Here is an 18,089-nt window from a genome sequence, read left to right as displayed (position 1 = left end):
TTACACCTCCTCCGGCATCACGAAAGGCCGCTCTTCCAGCAGCCCTGCGGCAATCACCCGCATGGTGGGGCTGTTTTCCGGCAGCAGCGCCTGCCAGCGGAAAGGCTTGAGGCGCACATAGCCGCGCGCCCGCGGTTCGTCTTCCAGGAAGGCATCGAAAGGCAGCGAGACTTTGTAGAGTTGGTAGTAGAGGAAGCGGCGGGCGTTGCGGCGGAATTCCGGCGGGGCGGGCACCTCTGCGCCGTCGGCGCGCAGGAATTCCTCTGCCCGGGCGCGGTAGGCTTCCGGCGTCTGGGGGAAGAACACGATGGGATACTGGGTGAAGCGCGCCTTCCCGCCACAGAGCACTGCCTTGCCCAGGAGCACGGCTTCCAGCCCAATGGTGGAGTTGTAAACCATGACGAACTTGGCGCGGCGAATCAGGTCGTAGGAGTTGAGGAACTCCTGCGAGTCCACGAAAACCACGTTGGGCAGGTCGGCGACGCGGCGGCGCTGCACCCACTCGCGCACGCTTTCCCGCGCCGCTTTGCCGGGGCGCTGCTCGTCGGGGTGCGCCCGAATCACGAACAGCGTTTCGGGGTGCGCCCGGGTGATTTCCAGCACCGCGTCCAGCCACGCGAACATGTGCGGGAAGACGACGTTGGCGTGGGGCTGGCTGGTGTCGAAAATCACGTTGGTAAACACCGGCACAATCTGGCGGAAGCCCGCCGCCTTGCGCAGGAAAGCCTCGTCCAGGCCGCGCATTTCCGGCCAGAAGCGGATGCCCGCCATGGTGAAATCGCCCTGGAAGCGGCGGCTGAGGTAGGCGTCGAGGCGGGCGTTTTGCTCGGGGGTGAGGTCAAAATCATCGGGGATGGCGATGGGGTAGGCAGTGGCTTCGCCCTCGGTGAAGTAGGCCGTGAGGGGGCGCAGGCCGACTTCGTGGGTGATGACCCGCACGCCGCGCTGCCGGGCAGCCCAGCGCGCCGCCGCTTCGGGGAAAAACTGGCCGTTGAAGACCACCGCGGCGCGCGGCCGGGTTTCGTCCAGCAGGGCGCCGAAGTCGCGCACCACCTGCCACGCGCCGCGGATGAAATCGGCATACAGCGCGCGGGTGAGGGCGTCGTCGGCCAGGGTGTGGCGGCGCAGGCGCCAGCGCAGCCCCGGCAGCACGAGCGCCCCCAAAGGCACGCCCTGATGCACGAAATCCTGCAACGCTTCCACCGAAAGGCCGTCCAGGGCAGCTTCCAGCGCCGGGTCGGCGGCATAGGTAAAGGGGCGCTGCGGCATCCCGGCATACAGCCGCCGCGACCACGCCTGGCAGAGGCCACAGGGCGGGGGCGGGTCGGGGCGGTCGGAGTCGGTGCCCAAAATGCAGCGGGGCATCCCGCGGCGGCAGACGAACTGCACCACCGGCACGCCCTGCAGGCGCAGGCTCCAGGCGGTGAGCAACTGGAAGGCCGCGTTCTGGCTCAGCCCCCACAGGCGGGTGGAAGCGTTGAAGAAGACGACGGGCGGCCCCTCGGCGGGTTCGGGGGCGTGCCCGGCGACCTCACGGGCCGCCATGTTCAGCCGCCAGCGGGCCAGCGCGCCTTGAAGTTTGGAAGTCAGGTTCATGCGGCGATATGACCTCACAGAGCAAGGGGTGTGAGGCAGGGAAAGCCATGCCCGTGCCGTGGCTTTCCCCTGGCCCAACCCAAAAGTAGCAAACGAAACCCCGCCCTTCGACTTCAGCGCCTTGCGGCGCTTCCGCTCAGGGCGGCTCTCGAGTACGGACGTCGGGGCGCAGCGCTGCGCGCCGACGGGATTACATCATCCGCCCGGCGACGGCGGCCATCACCGCAGCGTGGAGGTCGTCAGCACGGCGCAGCAGGTCGTCAGCCTGGGCGGTCATGTCGGCGGCTTCGGCTTCCGGCAGGCCGGTAGCGTTGATGCGGATGTTGAGCACCGCGCCTTCCACCGCGGCGCGGGCCAGGGCTGCCGCGGTGCCTGCGTCGCTGACAGCATTGACGTTGCCGATTTCAGCGATGCGGCGGGCAAGGTCCAACACTTGCAGCGCCAGGCGGGCGGTCTTCAGCGGCACGGCGGCGGCGGTACGGGTGGCTTCCAGAATGGCCTGGGCGCGCTTCGCCTTTTCTTCTTCCGTGTTGCGGGGCAGTTTGCGGGCGACCATGTAGGCCTCAAAGGCGGCGGCGTCTTCTTCCACCGCGGCGGTCAGGTCGCGGCGCAGGGCGTCGGCCTGCTCGATGAGCGGCCACACTTCGGCTTCCACATCTTTGTACTTTTTCTTGCCCACGGTCAGCCGCCCGACCATGGCCACCAGCGCAGCCGCCTGCGCCGCAGCGTAAGCGGAAGCCGAGCCGCCGCCGGGCGTCGGGGTAGCCGCCGCGAGGCGGTCGAGGAAATCGGGGGCTCCCTGCGGCGAGGGCGGGTTTTCGGCCAGGGCCGCGTAGAGACGGCGTTCCAGAATCTGCTCGTCGGGGTCGAACTGGTCCAGTTGGAGATACCAGCGGGCGGCGTTCACCAGCGCCTCTTCGGGCGCCAGGCCGACCAGTTCGCTGTGGTGCACCGCCACGCCGTAGCGGGCGGCTTCCCGCCGGATGAGTTCCACCACGCGGGCGATGGGCGTCTTGCGGTAGTTGGTCAGGTTCATGGAAACCTGCGCGCGGCCTTCCACCAACATGCCCAGCGCTTTCACATAGCGCAGCCCGCCCGAGGAATGCCGCACCGCGCGGGCGATTTTTTTGGCAATGCTGACGTCGTCGGTGGTGAGGTAGACGTTGTAAGCGATGAGCGGGTCGCGCGCGCCGATGACCGTTGCGCCCGCGGGCCCAACTTTCTTGGGGCCAAAGTCGGGGTCGCGGGCCGGGTTGACGCCGATTTCCTCTTTCAGCGCCTCGTACTGCCCGCGGCGGATGTTTTCCAGGTTTTCCCGCTCGGGGCGGGTGGCAGCCTTTTCGTAGAGGTAGACCGGAATGCCGAGTTCTTCGCCCACCCGCTTGCCCAGGCGGCGGGCCATCTCAATGCAGTCGGTCATGGTGATGTCGCGGATGGGCACGAAAGGCACGACATCGGTCGCCCCGATGCGGGGGTGCTCGCCGGTGTGATGGTTGAGGTCGATCAGTTCGGCGGCTTTGGCAATGCCGCGGAAGGCGGCCTCTTCCACCGCCGCGGGCGGCCCCACGAAGGTGACGACGGTGCGGTTGTGGTCGGGGTCGGAATGACGGTCGAGCAGCACCACGCCGTCCACCGCAGTGATGGCGTTCACGATGGCCTCGATGACCTCGGGGCGGCGGCCTTCGGAAAAGTTGGGGATGCATTCCACGAGGGGCATGGGCATGGGAACCTCCGGTTGAGGGGGTGGTTACATGGTTACATGGTCACACGGTTACATGGCGGCCGGATTACCCGGCTTTGTGGCTGGCATCTCTGGGGGGCTTTCGCCACAAGAGCGTCGCCTCCTAATCTTACCACTTTGGCCAGCCGGCGGCCCGCAAATTGCGAATGCCCGCTTTTGCCGTTTCTCGTCCCACCGATGTAATCTGTGAAATCTCTGTGGACGCGTTTTCGACGGAATCGACGGTTTCTCTTTTTACCGAGGCCAAAGAGACGGTTTTATTGTAAAATGGGGCCATGTCGCGCCACAAAGCATGGCTCTGGCTGGTGGGGGTGTTGTTGTTGGGGGGCTGCACGCGCGCCTGGGGCGGGAACGCCCCCGCATGGCAGCCGCCTACCGCGGCCTACGCGCCGATTTCCGGCGCCACACCCTCTTCGCTCCCCTTTGCCACACCGGTGCGGGAACCCGGCCAAACGCCGCCTTCCCCCACGCCCAACCCGCCCCGTCCCCTGCCCACCTTGCGCGCTCAGGAACAGCGCTATCAGGTGCAGCCCGGCGATACCCTGGCCGTGCTGGCACGGCGCTTCGAGGTGAGCGTGCAGGCCATTGCCGAAGCCAACCACCTCACCGACCTCAACACCCTTTCCGTAGGGCAGGTGCTCACCATCCCGGCCCCCGCTCCCGCCGCGGCAGCCCCTGCGTTCAAAATCCTCCCCGATGCCGAACTGGTTGCCAGCCCCAGCAACGCGGCTTTCGATGTGAAAGCCTTCGTCGCCAAAGCGGGCGGTTTCCTGGCGACCTATCAGGAAGACGTCCACGGCACGACGATGCGCGGCGACGAGATGCTGGCGCGGGTGGCGCGCGATTATTCTGTCAACCCGCGGCTGCTGCTGGCGCTGCTGGAATACCAAAGCGGCTGGGTGACGCACACCGAAATCCCTGAGCAGCAGCGCGCCTACCCCTTCGGCTGGCGCGACCCGCAACGGGAAGGCCTTTGGCGGCAACTCCACTGGGCGGCCAATGAACTCAACCGGGGCTACTACCTCTGGCGGGTCAATGCCCTGGGCGCTTTCGTGCTGGCCGATGGCCTGCTGGTGCGCCCCAACCCCAGCGTGAACGCCGGAACCGCGGCCGTGCAGCATTTCTTTGCCCTGGTGGATGACCTGCAGGACTGGCAGCACGACGTCGGCCCGGAAGGCCTGGCCGCGACCTACCTCCGCCTCTTTGGCTATCCTTTTGACTACACCGTAGACCCCCTCGTGCCGCCCGGCCTGACCCAGCCGCCCATGCAACTGCCCTTCGAACCCGGCGTGGTGTGGTATTTCACCGGCGGGCCGCACAGCGCCTGGGGCGACGGCTCGGCCTGGGCCGCGCTGGATTTCGCCCCCAGCGACCTGCCCCCCAACGGCGGCTGCCAGGTCAGCAAGGCCTGGGCGGTTGCCGTGGCCGACGGCCTGGTGGTGCGGGCAGCCGATGGCGTGGTGATGCTCGACCTGGACGGCGACGGCTACGAGCAGACCGGCTGGGATGTGCTCTACCTGCACATTGCCGACGAAGGCCGCGTCGCGCCCGGCACCTACCTGCACGCCGGGGAACGCATCGGGCACCCTTCTTGCGAAGGCGGCCTGGCCAATGCCACCCACCTCCACATCGCCCGCAAATACAATGGCGAGTGGATTTCCGCCGACCGCGACCTGCCCTGGGTGCTGGATGGCTGGGTTTCCAGCGGCACAGGCCGCCCCTACGATGGCTTCCTGCGCCGCGGCCAGCAAGTCAAGGAAGCCTGCCAATGCCGAGAGGCAAAAAATTCGCTTTCGCGGTAAAATTTGCAAACCGAAAACGCCCAAGGCGTTTCGTGACAACCGTCACCTGCGAAAAAAACCATTTTCTGGTATGGATTAAGCCACCTTAGCGAAGGTAGGAGAGGAGGTGTGTAATGCAGAAAGTGCCCAGCGAGACCCTGCCCATCGATCGCAAGCAGCGGTTGGTTATCCCCTATCTGGAACTGCCGTTGCGCGATCCGCAGGAACGCATTTGCGACTTCGACGACATCCACATTCCGTTGACGCCGGAAGAAGCCCAACGGGAGGCGTCTCGCTGTATTCACTGCCCTGACCCTGCACCATGCATGGAAGCCTGCCCGGTCCACAACGACATCCCCTCCGCCATGTGGCTCATCGAGCAAGGGCGCTTCCTGGAAGCCGCCGCGCTCTACCGGGAAACCAGTTCCATGCCCGAAGTGTGCAGCCGGGTGTGCCCGCACGAAGTGCTCTGCCAGGGGGGGTGCGTGCGCTCGGCTTACGACGGCACGGTGCAGACCGGCATGTTGGAACGCTTCGTGGTGGACTACGAGCGGCGGGTCAAGGGCGGCCTCGTCGAGGTGCCGGTCGGAAAGCCCACCGGCCACAGCGTCGCCATTGTGGGGGCTGGCCCTGCCGGGCTTTCCTGCGCCGAACAATTGCGCCAAAAAGGCCACGATGTGACCGTGTTCGACGCCAAACCCGCACCCGGCGGCTTGCTGGTTTACGGCATCCCCAACTTCAAACTGCCTAAAGACGTGGTTTTCGCCCGCATTGAAGATTTAAAGCAAGCGGGCGTTAAGTTTGTTTTCAACACCAAAATCGGCGTCGACAAAACCATCGACGACCTGTTTGCCGAAGGTTTCGAAGCCGTCTTCATCGGCGTGGGCGCGAATGTCGACGCCCCCATGAAGGTGGAAGGCAACGACCTGGAAGGCGTTTATCCGGCAACCGAATATCTGGTGCGCGCCAACGTGCCGCCGGAAATCTGGCCGGAGGAATATCAGGGCAAAGGCCCCCTGGAAATCGAAGGCAAGCACGTTATCGTGGTCGGCGGTGGCGACACGGCCGCCGACTGCTTGCGGACCTCGGTGCGCCTGAACGCCGCCAAGGTGACGTGCGTTTACCGCCGCTCGGAAGCCGAAATGCCCGGTGGGGTGAAAGACCGTACCTGGGCGCGGGAAGAAGGTGCGGAATACCAGTTCCTCACCCAGCCGGTGAAGTTCATCGGCGACGAGAACGGCCGCCTGAAAGCCGTGGAATGCGTGCGCATGAAACTGGGCGAGCCTGATGAAAGCGGCCGCCGCCGCCCGATTCCCATCGAAGGCTCCAACTTCACCATGCCTGCCGACATCATCGTGCTGGCGATTGGCTACTGGCCTGATGAAACCATCGGCAAAACCACGCCCGACCTGAAGACTTACAACTGGGGTCTCATCGTCACCGACCCCGAAACCGGTGCGACCTCTCGCCCCGGCGTCTACGCCGGCGGCGATGCCGAGACCGGCCCAGATTTGGTGGTAACTGCAGTGGCCGCCGGTCGTCGCTCGGCTGCTGCGATCCACGAATACCTCCTGAGTTTGGAGAAGGCAGAGGGCCAGCAAAGCGAAGACGCCTTGCAGCCCGCTCCTTGACTCCTCTCCTCCTTCGCTGGAGCAGGCGGCTTGCAGCCATGCAGGCCGCCTGCTCGCGTTAAAGCCAAATTCAGTTATAATCGCAGCGCGACGGGGTGGCATGTGCCCCAACCCGCAAAGCCTCACCCCCACCCAACACAGAGAGCCTCATGACCATTCCCCCTTTGACCACCGAGCGCCTGAGATTGCGCCCCTTCACCGAGGACGACATTCCCACGCTGGCGCGCCTCGCCAACGACCGCGCGGTGGCGAAAACCACCACCATCCCTTTCCCTTACACCGAAGCCCACGCGCGGGCATGGATTGCCACCCACGCCCCCGCGGCCGAGCGCGGCGAGCGCCTCGTTTGGGCCATCACCGAGGCGCACACCGGCCAGCTGATGGGTGCGATTGAATTGCGCTTCCTCACTGCCCGCCACGTCGGCGAACTGGCCTACTGGCTGGGCAAAGCCTTCTGGGGGCAGGGCTACACCACCGAAGCCGCCCGCGCGGTGCTGGCCTATGGCTTTGGCAAAGCGGGGCTATACCGCATTCAGGCACAGCACTTTCATACCAACCCCGCTTCAGGGCGGGTGATGCAGAAAATTGGCATGACCTACGAAGGTACGCGGCGGGCTGCCGTCTTCCGCTGGGAGCAGTACCACGACATGCTGATGTATGCCATCCTCAAGCCGGAATACGAGCGCCTGCGCGCCGCGGGCGAGGAGGCACGCGCATGACCAACGGGCAAGCCTTCCACCGCCTGTTGCGCATGGTCGCGCCGTTCTGGAAGATGGTGCTCGCCTCGGTGCTGCTGGGGGCAGCCACCGTGTTGAGCAGCGTGGGGCTGCTGGGCACCGGTGCGTGGATTATCGCCAAAGCCGCGCTGCATCCGCCCATCGGCGACCTGAACGTCGCCATCGTGGGCGTGCGCTTCTTCGGCATCGCCCGCGGCGCGTTCCGCTATGGCGAGCGGCTGATTTCCCACGACACCACCTTTCGGGTGCTCAGCCGCCTGCGGGTGTGGTTCTACGCCGCGCTGGAACCCCTGGCCCCCGCCCGCCTGCAGCGTTACCGCAGCGGCGACCTGCTGGCGCGCATCATCGCCGACATCCGCACCTTAGAAAACTTCTTCGTGCGGGTGCTCGCCCCGCCGTGGGTTGCCACGCTGACCGCCGTGCTGCTGACCGGCTTTTTGGCGGCCTTTGCCCCCCGCTTAGGGCTGGCGTGGCTGGTCTTCTTCCTGCTGGCGGCAGTGGCGGTGCCGGTATGGGCGCGGCTGCGCGCCCGCCGCGCCGGGCAGGTGCTGGTTTCCCGCCGGGCAGCCCTCAACGCCGCGCTGGTGGACCATGTGCAGGGGCTGGCAGACGCCCTGGCTTACAACTACGCCACCACCCAGCGCCGCCTGGCTCTGCGCTTAGGCGAGGAAATCCTCGGCGCGCAGGCTGCAATGGCCTCGCTGGAAGGCGCGGAGCAGGCGCTGCAAATCCTCTTCTCGGGGCTGGGGATGCTTGCGGTGCTGCTGCTGGGCGTGCCGTTAGTGCGGGCGGGCGCGCTGGGCGGCGTGACCTGGGTGGCGTTGGTGCTGGTGGCGCTCAGTGGCTACGAAGCCGCCTTTGGCCTGCCCACCGCGGCCGCCTTCCTGGAAAGCAACCTCGCCGCCGCCCGCCGCCTCTTTGAACTCGTGGACGCCGAGCCCGCCGTGAAGCCGCCCGCCCACCCCGCCGCATTGCCCGCGGCCAACGACCTGCGGGTGGAAGCCCTCACCTTCCGCTACGCCCCCGATGAGCCGCCCGCGCTGCGGCAGGTTTCCCTCGACCTGCCCGAAGGCAAACGCGTCGCGGTGGTGGGCCCCAGCGGCGCGGGGAAATCCACCCTGATTGCCCTGCTGCTGCGGTTTTGGGAATACGACGAAGGGCGCATCACTTTGGGCGGGCGCGACCTGCGGGAGTTGCTGCCCGACGAGGTGCGCAGCCGTTTCGCGGTGGTACGGCAAAAGCCCTTCATTTTCAGCGGCACCCTGCGGGAAAACCTGCTCCTCGCCGCGCCCGACGCCGACGACGCCCGCTTAGACGCCGTGATGGAAGCCGTGCGCCTCGCCGACTGGCTGCACACCCTGCCCCAGGGCTACGACACCGACCTGGGCGGCCAGGGCCTGCAACTCAGCGGCGGGCAGCGCCAGCGCCTCGCGCTCGCGCGAGCCCTGCTGCGCGACGCACCGATTTTGCTCCTCGACGAGCCGACCGCCAACCTCGACGCGCTCACCGAGCAGGCATTGGTGGACACCCTGCTGGAGACCACCCGCGGCCGCAGCGTGCTGTGGGTGACGCACAACCTGGTGGGGCTGGAGGCGATGGACGAAATCGTGGTGCTCTATAAGGGGGAAGTGGCCGAGCGCGGCACCCACACCGATCTGCTCGCGCGCGGGGGGCTCTATCGCCGCCTGTGGGATTTGCAGCGGCAGAATTTGGTGGAAGTGTGAGGCCCTCGGTGGTGATGCCCCGTGCGGTGATGCCCTGTGCCCGCTTGGCGCCCACCGATGCACACCGATTTTTTCGGCGTGCGGCATCGAGTCGCCGCACGCCAAAGGCAACCACAGATTTTCTCCGCGTCTTTGCGCTTCTTTGCGCTTCTTTGCGCTTCTCCGCACTTCTGCGTTTAGAACGCAGATGCCGCAGATTTCACAGAGAATCCTGTGTAACCTGCGGCATCTGCGGTTTCGTGCACCGACCTACGAGGCTTTCCCGAGGGAATGCCTAAATTTTGGGTTCGACAATGGCGTTGGCTTTCTCAATGCGGTGACGGGTAAAGATTTCACGCACCGTGCCGGTCAGGCCGCGCACCACCAGGCTATGGGTGCGTACCACGTCGCCGCGGTATTTCACGCCCCGCAACAGTTCGCCATCGGTGATGCCGGTGGCCGCGAAGAACACATCATCGGAAGCCACCAGGTCGTCCATCGTCAGCACCTTGTCGAAGTCATAGCCTATCTCCTTGCCACGGCGCAATTCGTCCTCGTTGCGGGCATAGAGTTTGCCCTGAATTTCACCGCCCATCGCGCGCAGGGCGCAGGCTGCCAGCACGCCTTCCGGCGTGCCGCCAATGCCCATGAGCACATCAATGCCCGAATTCGGCCACGCGGTCATCAGCGCGCCGGCCACATCGCCGTCGGGAATGAGGCGAATGCGCGCCCCCAGCCGCCGCACTTCGGCAATCAACTTCTCATGACGGGGGCGGTCCAAAATCACCACCGTCAAATCGCTGACCTCTTTCCCTTTCACCTTGGCAATCCGGCGCAGGTTGGCTTCCACCGGCGCGTTGACGTCAATCATTCCGCGAGCCTCTGGCCCCACGGCAATTTTGTGCATGTAAACGAAGGGACCGGGGTCGAACATGGTGCCGCGCGGCGCCAACGCCACCGTGGCAATGGCATTGGGCAAGCCTTTCGCCACCGGCCGGGTACCGTCGATGGGGTCCACGGCAATATCCATTTTGGGCGGTTCGCCGGTGCCCACCTGCTCGCCGTTGTAGAGCATGGGCGCTTCGTCTTTCTCGCCTTCGCCAATCACAATGATGCCGTCCATCTCCACGGTATTGAGCACCATCCGCATGGCATCCACCGCGGCCTGGTCGGCAGCAATCTTGTCGCCCCGGCCCATGAAGCGGCCTGCAGCAATCGCAGCAGCCTCGGTGACGCGCACGAGTTCCAGGGCCAGGTTCCTCGTGGGGGCGGTATCAAGTGGCATCACGACCTCCTTTTAGGTCAACAGTGTAACGAAATAGTAAGCAATCAAACCAGCCCAGAGCCAGGAATCCACGCGGTCGAACGCGCCGCCGTGCCCCGGCAGCAGATTGCCGGAATCCTTGACACCGGCCTGGCGCTTGAACAGGCTTTCGCCCAGGTCGCCCAGGGGCGCCAGGGTGCTGATGAGCGCGCCCAGCAAGGCACCATAGCCCCACGTCATGCCCGTTAAGGGGTGTGCAGCCACCAGGGGGAAGCCCGCTGCCAGCACGGCGCCTGCGAGCGTACCGCTCACCACGCCCGCGAGGTAGCCTTCCCAGGTTTTCTTGGGGCTGAGGCGCGGGCTGAGTTTGTGCTTGCCCCAGGCGCGCCCGGCAAAGTAGGCCCCACTATCGGCAATCCAGATGGTTGCCAGGGCCAGCAAGACCCACCACGCGCCATTGGGAACCAGCCGCAACGAGACCATGTAAGCCCCGATAAAGCCCACGTAGAGGATGCCGCTCAGGGAAACCGCGAAATCGGTGGCGCTTTCCGGCGCCCCGCGCTCGTAGTCGGCCATGTGGTAAACCAGCGTCAGCAGCACCAGGGCAGCCAAAAGATGCGCGTCGTACCGAAAACTGGCAAAAAAGCGGGAAAGCAGCAACACCGCCGCGCCCAGCATCATCAGCCCGCGCGCAGGCCGCCGCCCCAACGCCGCAAACAAATTGGCATATTCCCACACTGCCACCAACATAAAAAAGGCGACCAGCAGAAGGTACGGCAGGCCGCCAAAGAAAATCAGGGCTATTCCAATCGGCAGAAGCAAAGCCGCTACCAGCACCCGTTGTTTGAGCATCAGGTCTCCTTCTCATCCCTCATCCGGGTCGAGCACGCGCCCAAAGCGCCGCTCGCGGCGGTTATAGTCTGCAATGGCTTCCAGCAGATTTTCGCGCCCGAAGTCAGGCCAGTAAACCGGCGTGAAATACCACTCGGCGTAGGCCGATTGCCACAGCAAGAAGTTGCTGGTGCGAATTTCGCCTGAAGTGCGGATGACCAGATCGGGGTCGGGCATGCCTGCGGTATAGAGACGGTCGGCGATGGTTTCCTCGGTGATGGCTTCCGCGGGAATGCCTTCGCGCACGATGCGCCGCACCGCCTGCACGATTTCGTCGCGCCCGCCGTAGTTGAACGCCACATTGAGCACCAGCCGCTGGTTGTGGCGGGTCCGCTCGACGGCATCCCGAATTTTGGCCTGCAAAGCAGGCCGCACCCCTTCCAGTTTGCCAAGGTGCCAAACTTGCACCCCTTCGGCATCCAGTTCATCGAGTTCCTTGTCGATGAACTCTTCCATGATTTCCATCAGCCCTTCCACCTCTTCGCGAGGGCGCGCCCAGTTTTCGGTGGAGAAGGCATAGATCGTCAGATAGCGGATACCGAATTCCACGCAGGCGCGAATCACCCGCCGCAGGTTTTCGGTGCCGGCGCGATGGCCTGCCAGCCGCGGCAGGTTGCGCTGCCGTGCCCAGCGTCCATTGCCATCCATGATGATGGCAATATGCGCGGGGACTTCCCAAGCAGGGTCGAGTTGCGAAGCCGTGGGGGGAGGGGCAGACAATCTACACCTCCATCACTTCTTTTTCTTTGCGGTCGCCCAGGGCTTCGGCCTTTTCGATGTATTCCTTGGTCAGGTCATCCAACTGGTCTTCTGCCCGCTTGCGCTCGTCTTCAGAAATCAGTTTCTCGTCCTCAAATTCTTTCAAGTCCCGCTTGACATCGCGGCGAACGTTGCGGATGGCTACCCGCGCTTCTTCAACGCGGTGGTGCACCACCTTCACCAGTTCGCGGCGGCGCTCTTCGGTGAGCGGCGGCAAAATCAGGCGGATGTTCTTGCCATCGTTGTTGGGGTTGATACCCAGGTCAGAGGTCATGATGGCGCGCTCAATAGCCCGCAGCGTGGAGGGGTCGAAAGGCTTGATGAGCAACTGGCGCGGCTCCGGCACGCTAATGGAAGCCAGTTGCATCAAGGGCGTCGGAGTGCCGTAATACTCCACTTCCAGCCGCTCCACCAGTGCGGGGGTGGCGCGACCGGTGCGGATGCCTGCCAGGTCTTCCTCCAAGGCCCGAAGTGCGCCTTGCATCCGATGTTCGGCATCTTTGAGGGCATCTTTGATCATGGGGAACCTCCTCCGAAGGGGTGGTTGGGGGGTGAAGTCACAACCAACACGCGACCCGCCTGCCGTACACACACTTCCCGGTCAGGCTTCACCCGAGGAACGATGACAATCACCGTGTGCTCGTCAATGTGTTGAAGTTCGCGCCAACCCGTATTTTATCATGGGGCGTTCAGGCATCGGCACTGGCCTTGAAAGCGTCGGCAGCCTCAGCAGCCTGCGAAACGCCCGCCACTTTACGGAACACAATGTGCTTTTTGCCCGCGTCGTCTTCCTCCACGTCGACCTCGATCATATCGCCAGCGGCAAACTCGCCGCTCAGCAACCGGACAGCCAGCGGGCCTTCCACGTGCTTTTGCAGGGCACGTTTCAGCGGGCGCGCGCCAAAGTCGGGGTCGTAGCCGACTTCGGCAAGGTAGTCGCGCGCCGCCTCGGTCAGGCGTACAGTCAGATCGCGCTCGGCCAGCCGCTCGGCCACCTCGCTCATTTGCAGATCCACGATCTGGCGCATTTCCTCTTTGCTCAGTGGCGAGAACATGATGATTTCGTCGATGCGGTTGAGGAATTCGGGACGAAAAGTGGCTTTGAGGGCTTTCTCGATCTTTTCCTGCGCGCGGCGGTCTTCGCCTTTGGCTTCCCCTTGCAGGAAACCCAGCGAACCTGCCCGCTTGACGAATTCGGTGCCCAGGTTGGAAGTCATGATGATGACCGTGTTGCGGAAATCCACCGTGCGCCCCTGGCCATCGGTCAGGCGGCCATCGTCGAGAATTTGCAGCAGCGAGTTCCACACTTCGGGGTGGGCTTTTTCGATTTCGTCGAACAAAATCACCCGATAGGGGCGGCGTCGGACGGCTTCGGTGAGCTGACCGCCTTCCTCATACCCCACGTAGCCCGGCGGCGCGCCAAACAGGCGGGAAACCGTGTGCTGCTCGCGGTATTCGCTCATATCCACCCGCACCAGCGCGTCCTCATCGTCGAAGAGGAATTCGGCCAGCGCCTTGGCGAGTTCGGTTTTGCCCACACCCGAGGGGCCGATGAAAATAAACGAACCGATGGGGCGCCGCGGGTCTTTCAAGCCAGAGCGGGCGCGGCGAATGGCGTCGGAAATCGCCGCGATGGCCTCGTGCTGCCCCACGATGCGCTCGTGCAGGCGCTCTTCCATGTGCAGCAGGCGCTCGGCTTCGGTTTCCATCATCTGGGTCACCGGAATGCCCGTCCACTGCGAAATGACTTCGGCAATGTCTTCCGCATCAACGACTTCGTCGAGCTGGTTTTCGGCCTCCCATGCTGCCCGCTGCTTCTGAAATTCCTCTTCCAGTCGCAGGCGCTCCATCTTCTTCATAGCAGCGCGCTCGTAATCGCGCGCTTCACGGGCCTGCTCTTCCTCGGCAATCAGGCGCTCAATTTCTGCCTTGCGCTTTTTCAAATCCGTCGGCAGGGAATACAGCGCGACGCGCAGTTTAGCCGCGGCCTCGTCGATCAGGTCAATGGCTTTGTCGGGCAAGTGACGGTCGGTGACATAACGGCTGGAAAGCCGCGCTGCCGCAATCAAGGCCTCGTCGGTAAACCGCACCCCGTGGTGGGCTTCATAACGGTCGCGCAGGCCGCGCAGCATCTCGATGGTATCTTCGATGCTGGGCTCTTCCACATACACCGGCGCAAAGCGGCGTTCCAGAGCGGCATCTTTTTCGATGTATTTGTGGTATTCATCCAGCGTCGTGGCGCCAATGCACTGGAGTTCCCCACGTGCCAGGGCAGGTTTGAGCATGTTCGAGGCATCCATCGCTCCCTGGGCTGCCCCCGCGCCCACCACAGTGTGTAATTCGTCGATGAAAAGGATGATTTCACCTTCCGACCGTTTGACTTCTTCAATGGCCGCTTTGAGGCGCTCTTCAAAATCGCCGCGGAAACGGGAGCCGGCAATCATTGCGCCCAGGTCGAGGGAAACCACCCGCCGCCCCGCCAGAATTTCGGGCACATCGCCGTTGACGATTTTCTGCGCCAGGCCCTCAACGATGGCGGTTTTCCCTACTCCTGCCTCCCCGATGAGCACGGGGTTGTTCTTCGTGCGGCGGGAAAGCACCTGAATGACGCGCAAAATCTCGCCATCGCGCCCGATGACGGGGTCAAGTTTGCCCTCTCGTGCCAGTTGGGTGAGGTCGCGGGAATACTTTTCCAGGGTGCGGTAGCGGGCCTCGGCGCGGCGGTCGGTGACGCGTTGCCCCCCTCGTACCTGCCGGATAGCCTGATAAACCCGCTCTTTCGTCACCCCCGCCGAAGCCAGCAGGCTGGCGGCAGGGGTATTACGCTCGTTGAGAATCGCCAGAAAAAGGTGCTCCGTGGAGATGTATTCGTCTTGTAAGCGGTTGGCTTCCTGATTGGCCATATCCACAATGCGTTTGACGCGCGGGGTGATGAAAATCTGCCCCGCCCCGCCGCCGAAGATATTGGCCTTCGGCGTGGTACGCAAAACGTGGTCAACCTGATCAATCAATTGGGAGGTATTGACATTCAAAATCTCCAGCAACTGGGGCACCACCCCGCCGGGCTGTTCCAGCAATGCCAGCAAGATATGCTCGGTGTCAATCTGGGTGTGCCCGTAACGCTGGATAAGTTCCGCGGCGCGCTGGGCGACTTCCTGAGCACGCTCGGTAAAACGGTCAAAACGCATCATGGGGAAACCCTTCCTGAAAAGAGATCACGCTCTTTTTGGATTATATCATCGCGCGCCACCATTCGGCTTCCCAAAACCTTCCCCCAGGCAGCCCGGCGCGGCAAGCACTGCGCCCCCACACGGCAAGCAACAATTTCGCGAGCAAGGCGTCATTCCACACAAAGGCTTCTCAAACCTGAGTTGCGGATAAGCGCGTTGAGCGGAGATTGCGGAGCAATCGTCGTTGAAACGCGCTGTTGATGGCGTTTTGCACTTCGGCATGGCTCAGTGCGGGCACTTCGGCATGGCTCAGTGCGGGCACTTCGGCATGGCTCAGTGCGGGCGCTGAAGTCGAAGAACGCTCCGCTCAGCACAAAACGCCGCCAAAAATATTATCCAAAACCGAGATTTTCAAAGAACGCCCGCCAGAGGGCAAGTTGCCCTCCCCTGCCCTCAAGGGGTGGCCGTTGGCGTCGGCTGCGGGGAGGGCGTAGCCGTCGGCGTGGGCGTCGGGGTCAGGGTGGCGGTGTAAATCAACGGCATCCAGCCCACCCGGCCCTGCGGGTCAATGACCTCAACCCACACCAGCCCGCTTACCACGGCCAAGTGATGGGTAATTTGCAACTTTTCGCCCTCGCGCAGCGTGGCAATGATAGGGCCATCGGGCGATTGCCGCAAATGCACGCCGCGCCAGCGCGTGTTGGCAACCAGGCCCAAAGCAGGGGTAGGGGTGGGGGTGGCTGTGGGGGTGGCCGTGGGGGTCGCGGTAGGCGTGGCCGTCGCGGTGGGCGTGGCGGTAGGCGTGGCCGTCGCGGTGGGCGTGGCCGTCGCGGTAGGGGAAGGCCCCGGCGTGGGCGTAAAGGTTGGGGTGGGGAGAATCAGCGGGCTGAGTTTGGTGTAAATCGTCTGGTCAACCACAATGGAAACCGATTGCCCCAGCCGCTCGGCCAGGCGCTTTTGCAGGTCGCGCACCTCTTCGTAACGCAAGGTGCGTTGGGTGCGCACTTCCAGGTTCATGTGGAGCACACCATCCCGCTCTTCGAAGCGAATGTTGGTGAGTTCCGCCCCCATGCGCTGCACTTCCTCGGCGGCCACGCCGTCAATCCAGCTGGTGCGGGCAGCCTGGCGCACAAACCGGGCGCTCAAATAAGCCAGCGGCAGCAGCAGCAACAATACCAACACCCCCGAAAGTTGCAAACCCCGAGGCAAATCGCGGATACTGCGGATTTGGAAAACCGTGGTCTCGCCAAAATCCAGGACGTAAAAAACCAGCATTGAGGCAAACGCGATTGCGATCGCGTTGGTCAAGAAGAGCAACAGTGCGCCGCCGGCCACGTCCCAACGCCCCAGGCCAATGCCAATGCCGACCACATCCAACGGGGGCATCAAAGCGGTGGCAATCGCCACACCAGGCAGGGAAGGCGAAACCGAAGGCAAAGCCCAGGCAAAAGCCGCCGCGGTGCCGCCCGCGAGGGCAATGGCCAGGTCAATGGGGCCTGGCCGGGTGCGGGAAAGCACCTCATAGGGCAGTTGCTGCAAGGGGGCAAAGGGCAACGGCCGATTGATGAGGGTCAACACCAACGCCGTGGCAATGGCAACCAACGCCCCACGCAACAGGGCGCTGGCCGCGTCCTTCAACAGTTGTTCATCGCCGGTCAGCGACGACAAACCCAGGCCCAGGATGGGGGTCATCAGCGGGGCTACGAGCATGGCCCCAATCACCGTAGCGCCGGAGTTGATGAGAAGCCCCGAAGTTGCAATGATGCTGGAAAGCAGCACCATCAGGAAATAGTCGAAATCGGGGTGAGAGCCTTCCCGCAATTGGGCAATCACGGTTCCGCGGCGTTTGACGTCGACGGCGCGCATCTGCCGCCGCCACCACCCCAACACACGCATCCGCCGCGAAAGCCGCGGCGGCTCGGTGCTTGCAGAAGCACCTTCTTTCTCCGGTGGAACAGGGGGCAGCGTATCTTGCTTCATGGCCTCACACCGTGGTGTAACGGGTTCGCAGCGTAGCAACAGGGAGCACAATTTGCCCTTCGGCAGGGTCGCCCAACGCCACCACTTCATCGGGGGCAGTAGCCGCCTTCCACGCCGTCCACGCCGCCACGAGGGCATCCAGTTCCGCAGGGGCAAACAGTCCATCGGTGGGCAACACACCGCTCAAAAAGCGGTGGCGGGTAAATTCCTCGAAAATGCGCAGCGGGTTAGGCAAGTCCAGCCCCTGCTCTTGCAGCACCAACTGGCGCTGAATACGCCCTTCCAGCGTGTCTTTGCGAAAAGGCAAATGGCCGAGCAAAACAGCAAAAGCCGCGTAAGGGTAGGTTTCCAGCACCTGGTGCGGGCTTTCCCCCGCAGGGTAAGGTTGATAACCCATTTGAAGCAAGCGGTCGTACAAGCGGAAGCCGACGCGCATCCACGAAGGAGCCCGGGCGGGGTCGACGGGGGTGGGGAGCATCCTCAAGTTGTGGCGGCGCAACAGAAACTCGGCCACCCGGCCTTCCTGCCAGCGACCTGGCCGCAAAGGGGCTTCAAGGGCATCGCGGTAGGCCGGTTGTTGCAGCAAGCCCTGGCTGGGGCGTGCAGGCGCTGCCAGCGCCACCACAGCATGTCGTTGCCCGCCACAAAAGGCCACCACTTCGGCCAAATCACCTTGCGCCAACGCCAGCAACCGACGCTCGGCATCGAGGGCAGCATAGGTCAAAGGATGCCCCGCCAACGGCACCACGCCGATGAAACTCGCCTGGGTCAACCACATGGCAACCTCCCGTGAAACGCACGGACGATGCCCTCAGTTTAGCGCATGTTCCGCCGCA

General features: G+C 64.0%; 13 protein-coding genes. 4 read left to right on the top strand and 9 right to left on the bottom strand.

Annotation, left to right across the window (positions count from 1 at the left end):
* Both ENJ54_08470 and ftcD read right to left on the bottom strand, forming a co-directional pair.
* Positions 1–1,614 (bottom strand): hypothetical protein, encoded by a 1,614-nt coding sequence (locus tag ENJ54_08470; protein ID HFC09864.1) that lies wholly within the window; start codon positions 1,612–1,614, stop codon positions 1–3.
* Between the two features lie 172 nt (positions 1,615–1,786).
* Positions 1,787–3,319 carry a glutamate formimidoyltransferase gene (ftcD, locus tag ENJ54_08465; protein HFC09863.1) on the bottom strand — a complete coding sequence of 511 codons (1,533 nt, stop codon included), beginning with the start codon at positions 3,317–3,319 and terminating at the stop codon, positions 1,787–1,789.
* A 293-nt stretch (positions 3,320–3,612) separates the two neighbouring features.
* Here ftcD and ENJ54_08460 point away from each other — a divergent pair, with 293 nt between their 5' ends.
* From ENJ54_08460 to cydC, 4 genes are all read left to right on the top strand, one after another.
* Positions 3,613–5,139 (top strand): LysM peptidoglycan-binding domain-containing protein, encoded by a 1,527-nt coding sequence (locus tag ENJ54_08460; GenBank protein HFC09862.1) that lies wholly within the window; start codon positions 3,613–3,615, stop codon positions 5,137–5,139.
* Positions 5,140–5,252: 113 nt separating this feature from the next.
* A complete protein-coding gene (locus ENJ54_08455) occupies positions 5,253–6,749 on the top strand; it encodes an NAD(P)-dependent oxidoreductase (protein ID HFC09861.1) in 1,497 nt (498 codons plus the stop codon).
* 149 nt (positions 6,750–6,898) lie between these two features.
* Complete coding sequence (locus tag ENJ54_08450; protein ID HFC09860.1) at positions 6,899–7,468, top strand: N-acetyltransferase; 570 nt, start codon at positions 6,899–6,901, stop codon at positions 7,466–7,468.
* Positions 7,465–9,210: a thiol reductant ABC exporter subunit CydC gene (gene cydC, locus ENJ54_08445; protein HFC09859.1), complete on the top strand. Its 1,746-nt coding sequence runs from the start codon at positions 7,465–7,467 to the stop codon at positions 9,208–9,210. The genes ENJ54_08450 and cydC overlap by 4 nt, the downstream gene beginning before the upstream one ends.
* 274 nt (positions 9,211–9,484) lie before the next feature.
* Here the strand turns inward: cydC and glpX are convergent, their stop codons facing one another.
* The 7 genes from glpX to ENJ54_08410 form a co-directional block, all read right to left on the bottom strand.
* Positions 9,485–10,474, bottom strand: coding sequence for a class II fructose-bisphosphatase (gene glpX, locus ENJ54_08440; protein ID HFC09858.1), 990 nt, complete (start codon positions 10,472–10,474; stop codon positions 9,485–9,487).
* A gap of 12 nt (positions 10,475–10,486) precedes the next feature.
* Entirely contained in the window at positions 10,487–11,305 is an 819-nt protein-coding gene (locus tag ENJ54_08435) for a phosphatidate cytidylyltransferase (protein ID HFC09857.1), read from the bottom strand.
* 12 nt (positions 11,306–11,317) lie between these two features.
* Complete coding sequence (gene uppS, locus ENJ54_08430; GenBank protein ID HFC09856.1) at positions 11,318–11,992, bottom strand: di-trans,poly-cis-decaprenylcistransferase; 675 nt, start codon at positions 11,990–11,992, stop codon at positions 11,318–11,320.
* 73 nt (positions 11,993–12,065) lie between these two features.
* On the bottom strand, positions 12,066–12,623 hold the full coding sequence (locus ENJ54_08425; protein HFC09855.1) for a ribosome recycling factor: 558 nt from the start codon (positions 12,621–12,623) through the stop codon (positions 12,066–12,068).
* A gap of 169 nt (positions 12,624–12,792) precedes the next feature.
* Complete coding sequence (locus ENJ54_08420; protein HFC09854.1) at positions 12,793–15,291, bottom strand: AAA family ATPase; 2,499 nt, start codon at positions 15,289–15,291, stop codon at positions 12,793–12,795.
* Positions 15,292–15,726: 435 nt separating this feature from the next.
* Complete coding sequence (locus tag ENJ54_08415) at positions 15,727–17,418, bottom strand: DUF389 domain-containing protein (GenBank protein HFC09853.1); 1,692 nt, start codon at positions 17,416–17,418, stop codon at positions 15,727–15,729.
* Positions 17,258–18,031 carry a DUF429 domain-containing protein gene (locus ENJ54_08410; GenBank protein HFC09852.1) on the bottom strand — a complete coding sequence of 258 codons (774 nt, stop codon included), beginning with the start codon at positions 18,029–18,031 and terminating at the stop codon, positions 17,258–17,260. The genes ENJ54_08415 and ENJ54_08410 overlap by 161 nt, the downstream gene beginning before the upstream one ends.
* Positions 18,032–18,089: the final 58 nt, after the last annotated feature.

This window comes from Chloroflexota bacterium (assembly GCA_011322445.1).
Lineage (GTDB): Bacteria > Chloroflexota > Anaerolineae > Anaerolineales > DRMV01 > DRMV01.
The sequence above is the reverse complement of the archived record's forward strand: the minus strand, read 5'-3'. Positions and strand labels throughout refer to the sequence as shown.

Bases quoted from the DNA above. Each gene is read 5' to 3' on its own strand.
- ftcD (HFC09863.1), bottom strand. From the start codon at position 3,319: ATGCCCATGCCCCTCGTGGAATGCATCCCCAACTTTTCCGAAGGCCGC.
- ENJ54_08460 (HFC09862.1), top strand. From the start codon at position 3,613: ATGTCGCGCCACAAAGCATGGCTCTGGCTGGTGGGGGTGTTGTTGTTG.
- ENJ54_08455 (HFC09861.1), top strand. From the start codon at position 5,253: ATGCAGAAAGTGCCCAGCGAGACCCTGCCCATCGATCGCAAGCAGCGG.
- ENJ54_08450 (HFC09860.1), top strand. From the start codon at position 6,899: ATGACCATTCCCCCTTTGACCACCGAGCGCCTGAGATTGCGCCCCTTC.
- cydC (HFC09859.1), top strand. From the start codon at position 7,465: ATGACCAACGGGCAAGCCTTCCACCGCCTGTTGCGCATGGTCGCGCCG.
- glpX (HFC09858.1), bottom strand. From the start codon at position 10,474: ATGCCACTTGATACCGCCCCCACGAGGAACCTGGCCCTGGAACTCGTG.
- ENJ54_08435 (HFC09857.1), bottom strand. From the start codon at position 11,305: ATGCTCAAACAACGGGTGCTGGTAGCGGCTTTGCTTCTGCCGATTGGA.
- uppS (HFC09856.1), bottom strand. From the start codon at position 11,992: ATGGATGGCAATGGACGCTGGGCACGGCAGCGCAACCTGCCGCGGCTG.
- ENJ54_08425 (HFC09855.1), bottom strand. From the start codon at position 12,623: ATGATCAAAGATGCCCTCAAAGATGCCGAACATCGGATGCAAGGCGCA.
- ENJ54_08420 (HFC09854.1), bottom strand. From the start codon at position 15,291: ATGCGTTTTGACCGTTTTACCGAGCGTGCTCAGGAAGTCGCCCAGCGC.
- ENJ54_08415 (HFC09853.1), bottom strand. From the start codon at position 17,418: ATGGACTGTTTGCCCCTGCGGAACTGGATGCCCTCGTGGCGGCGTGGA.
- ENJ54_08410 (HFC09852.1), bottom strand. From the start codon at position 18,031: ATGTGGTTGACCCAGGCGAGTTTCATCGGCGTGGTGCCGTTGGCGGGG.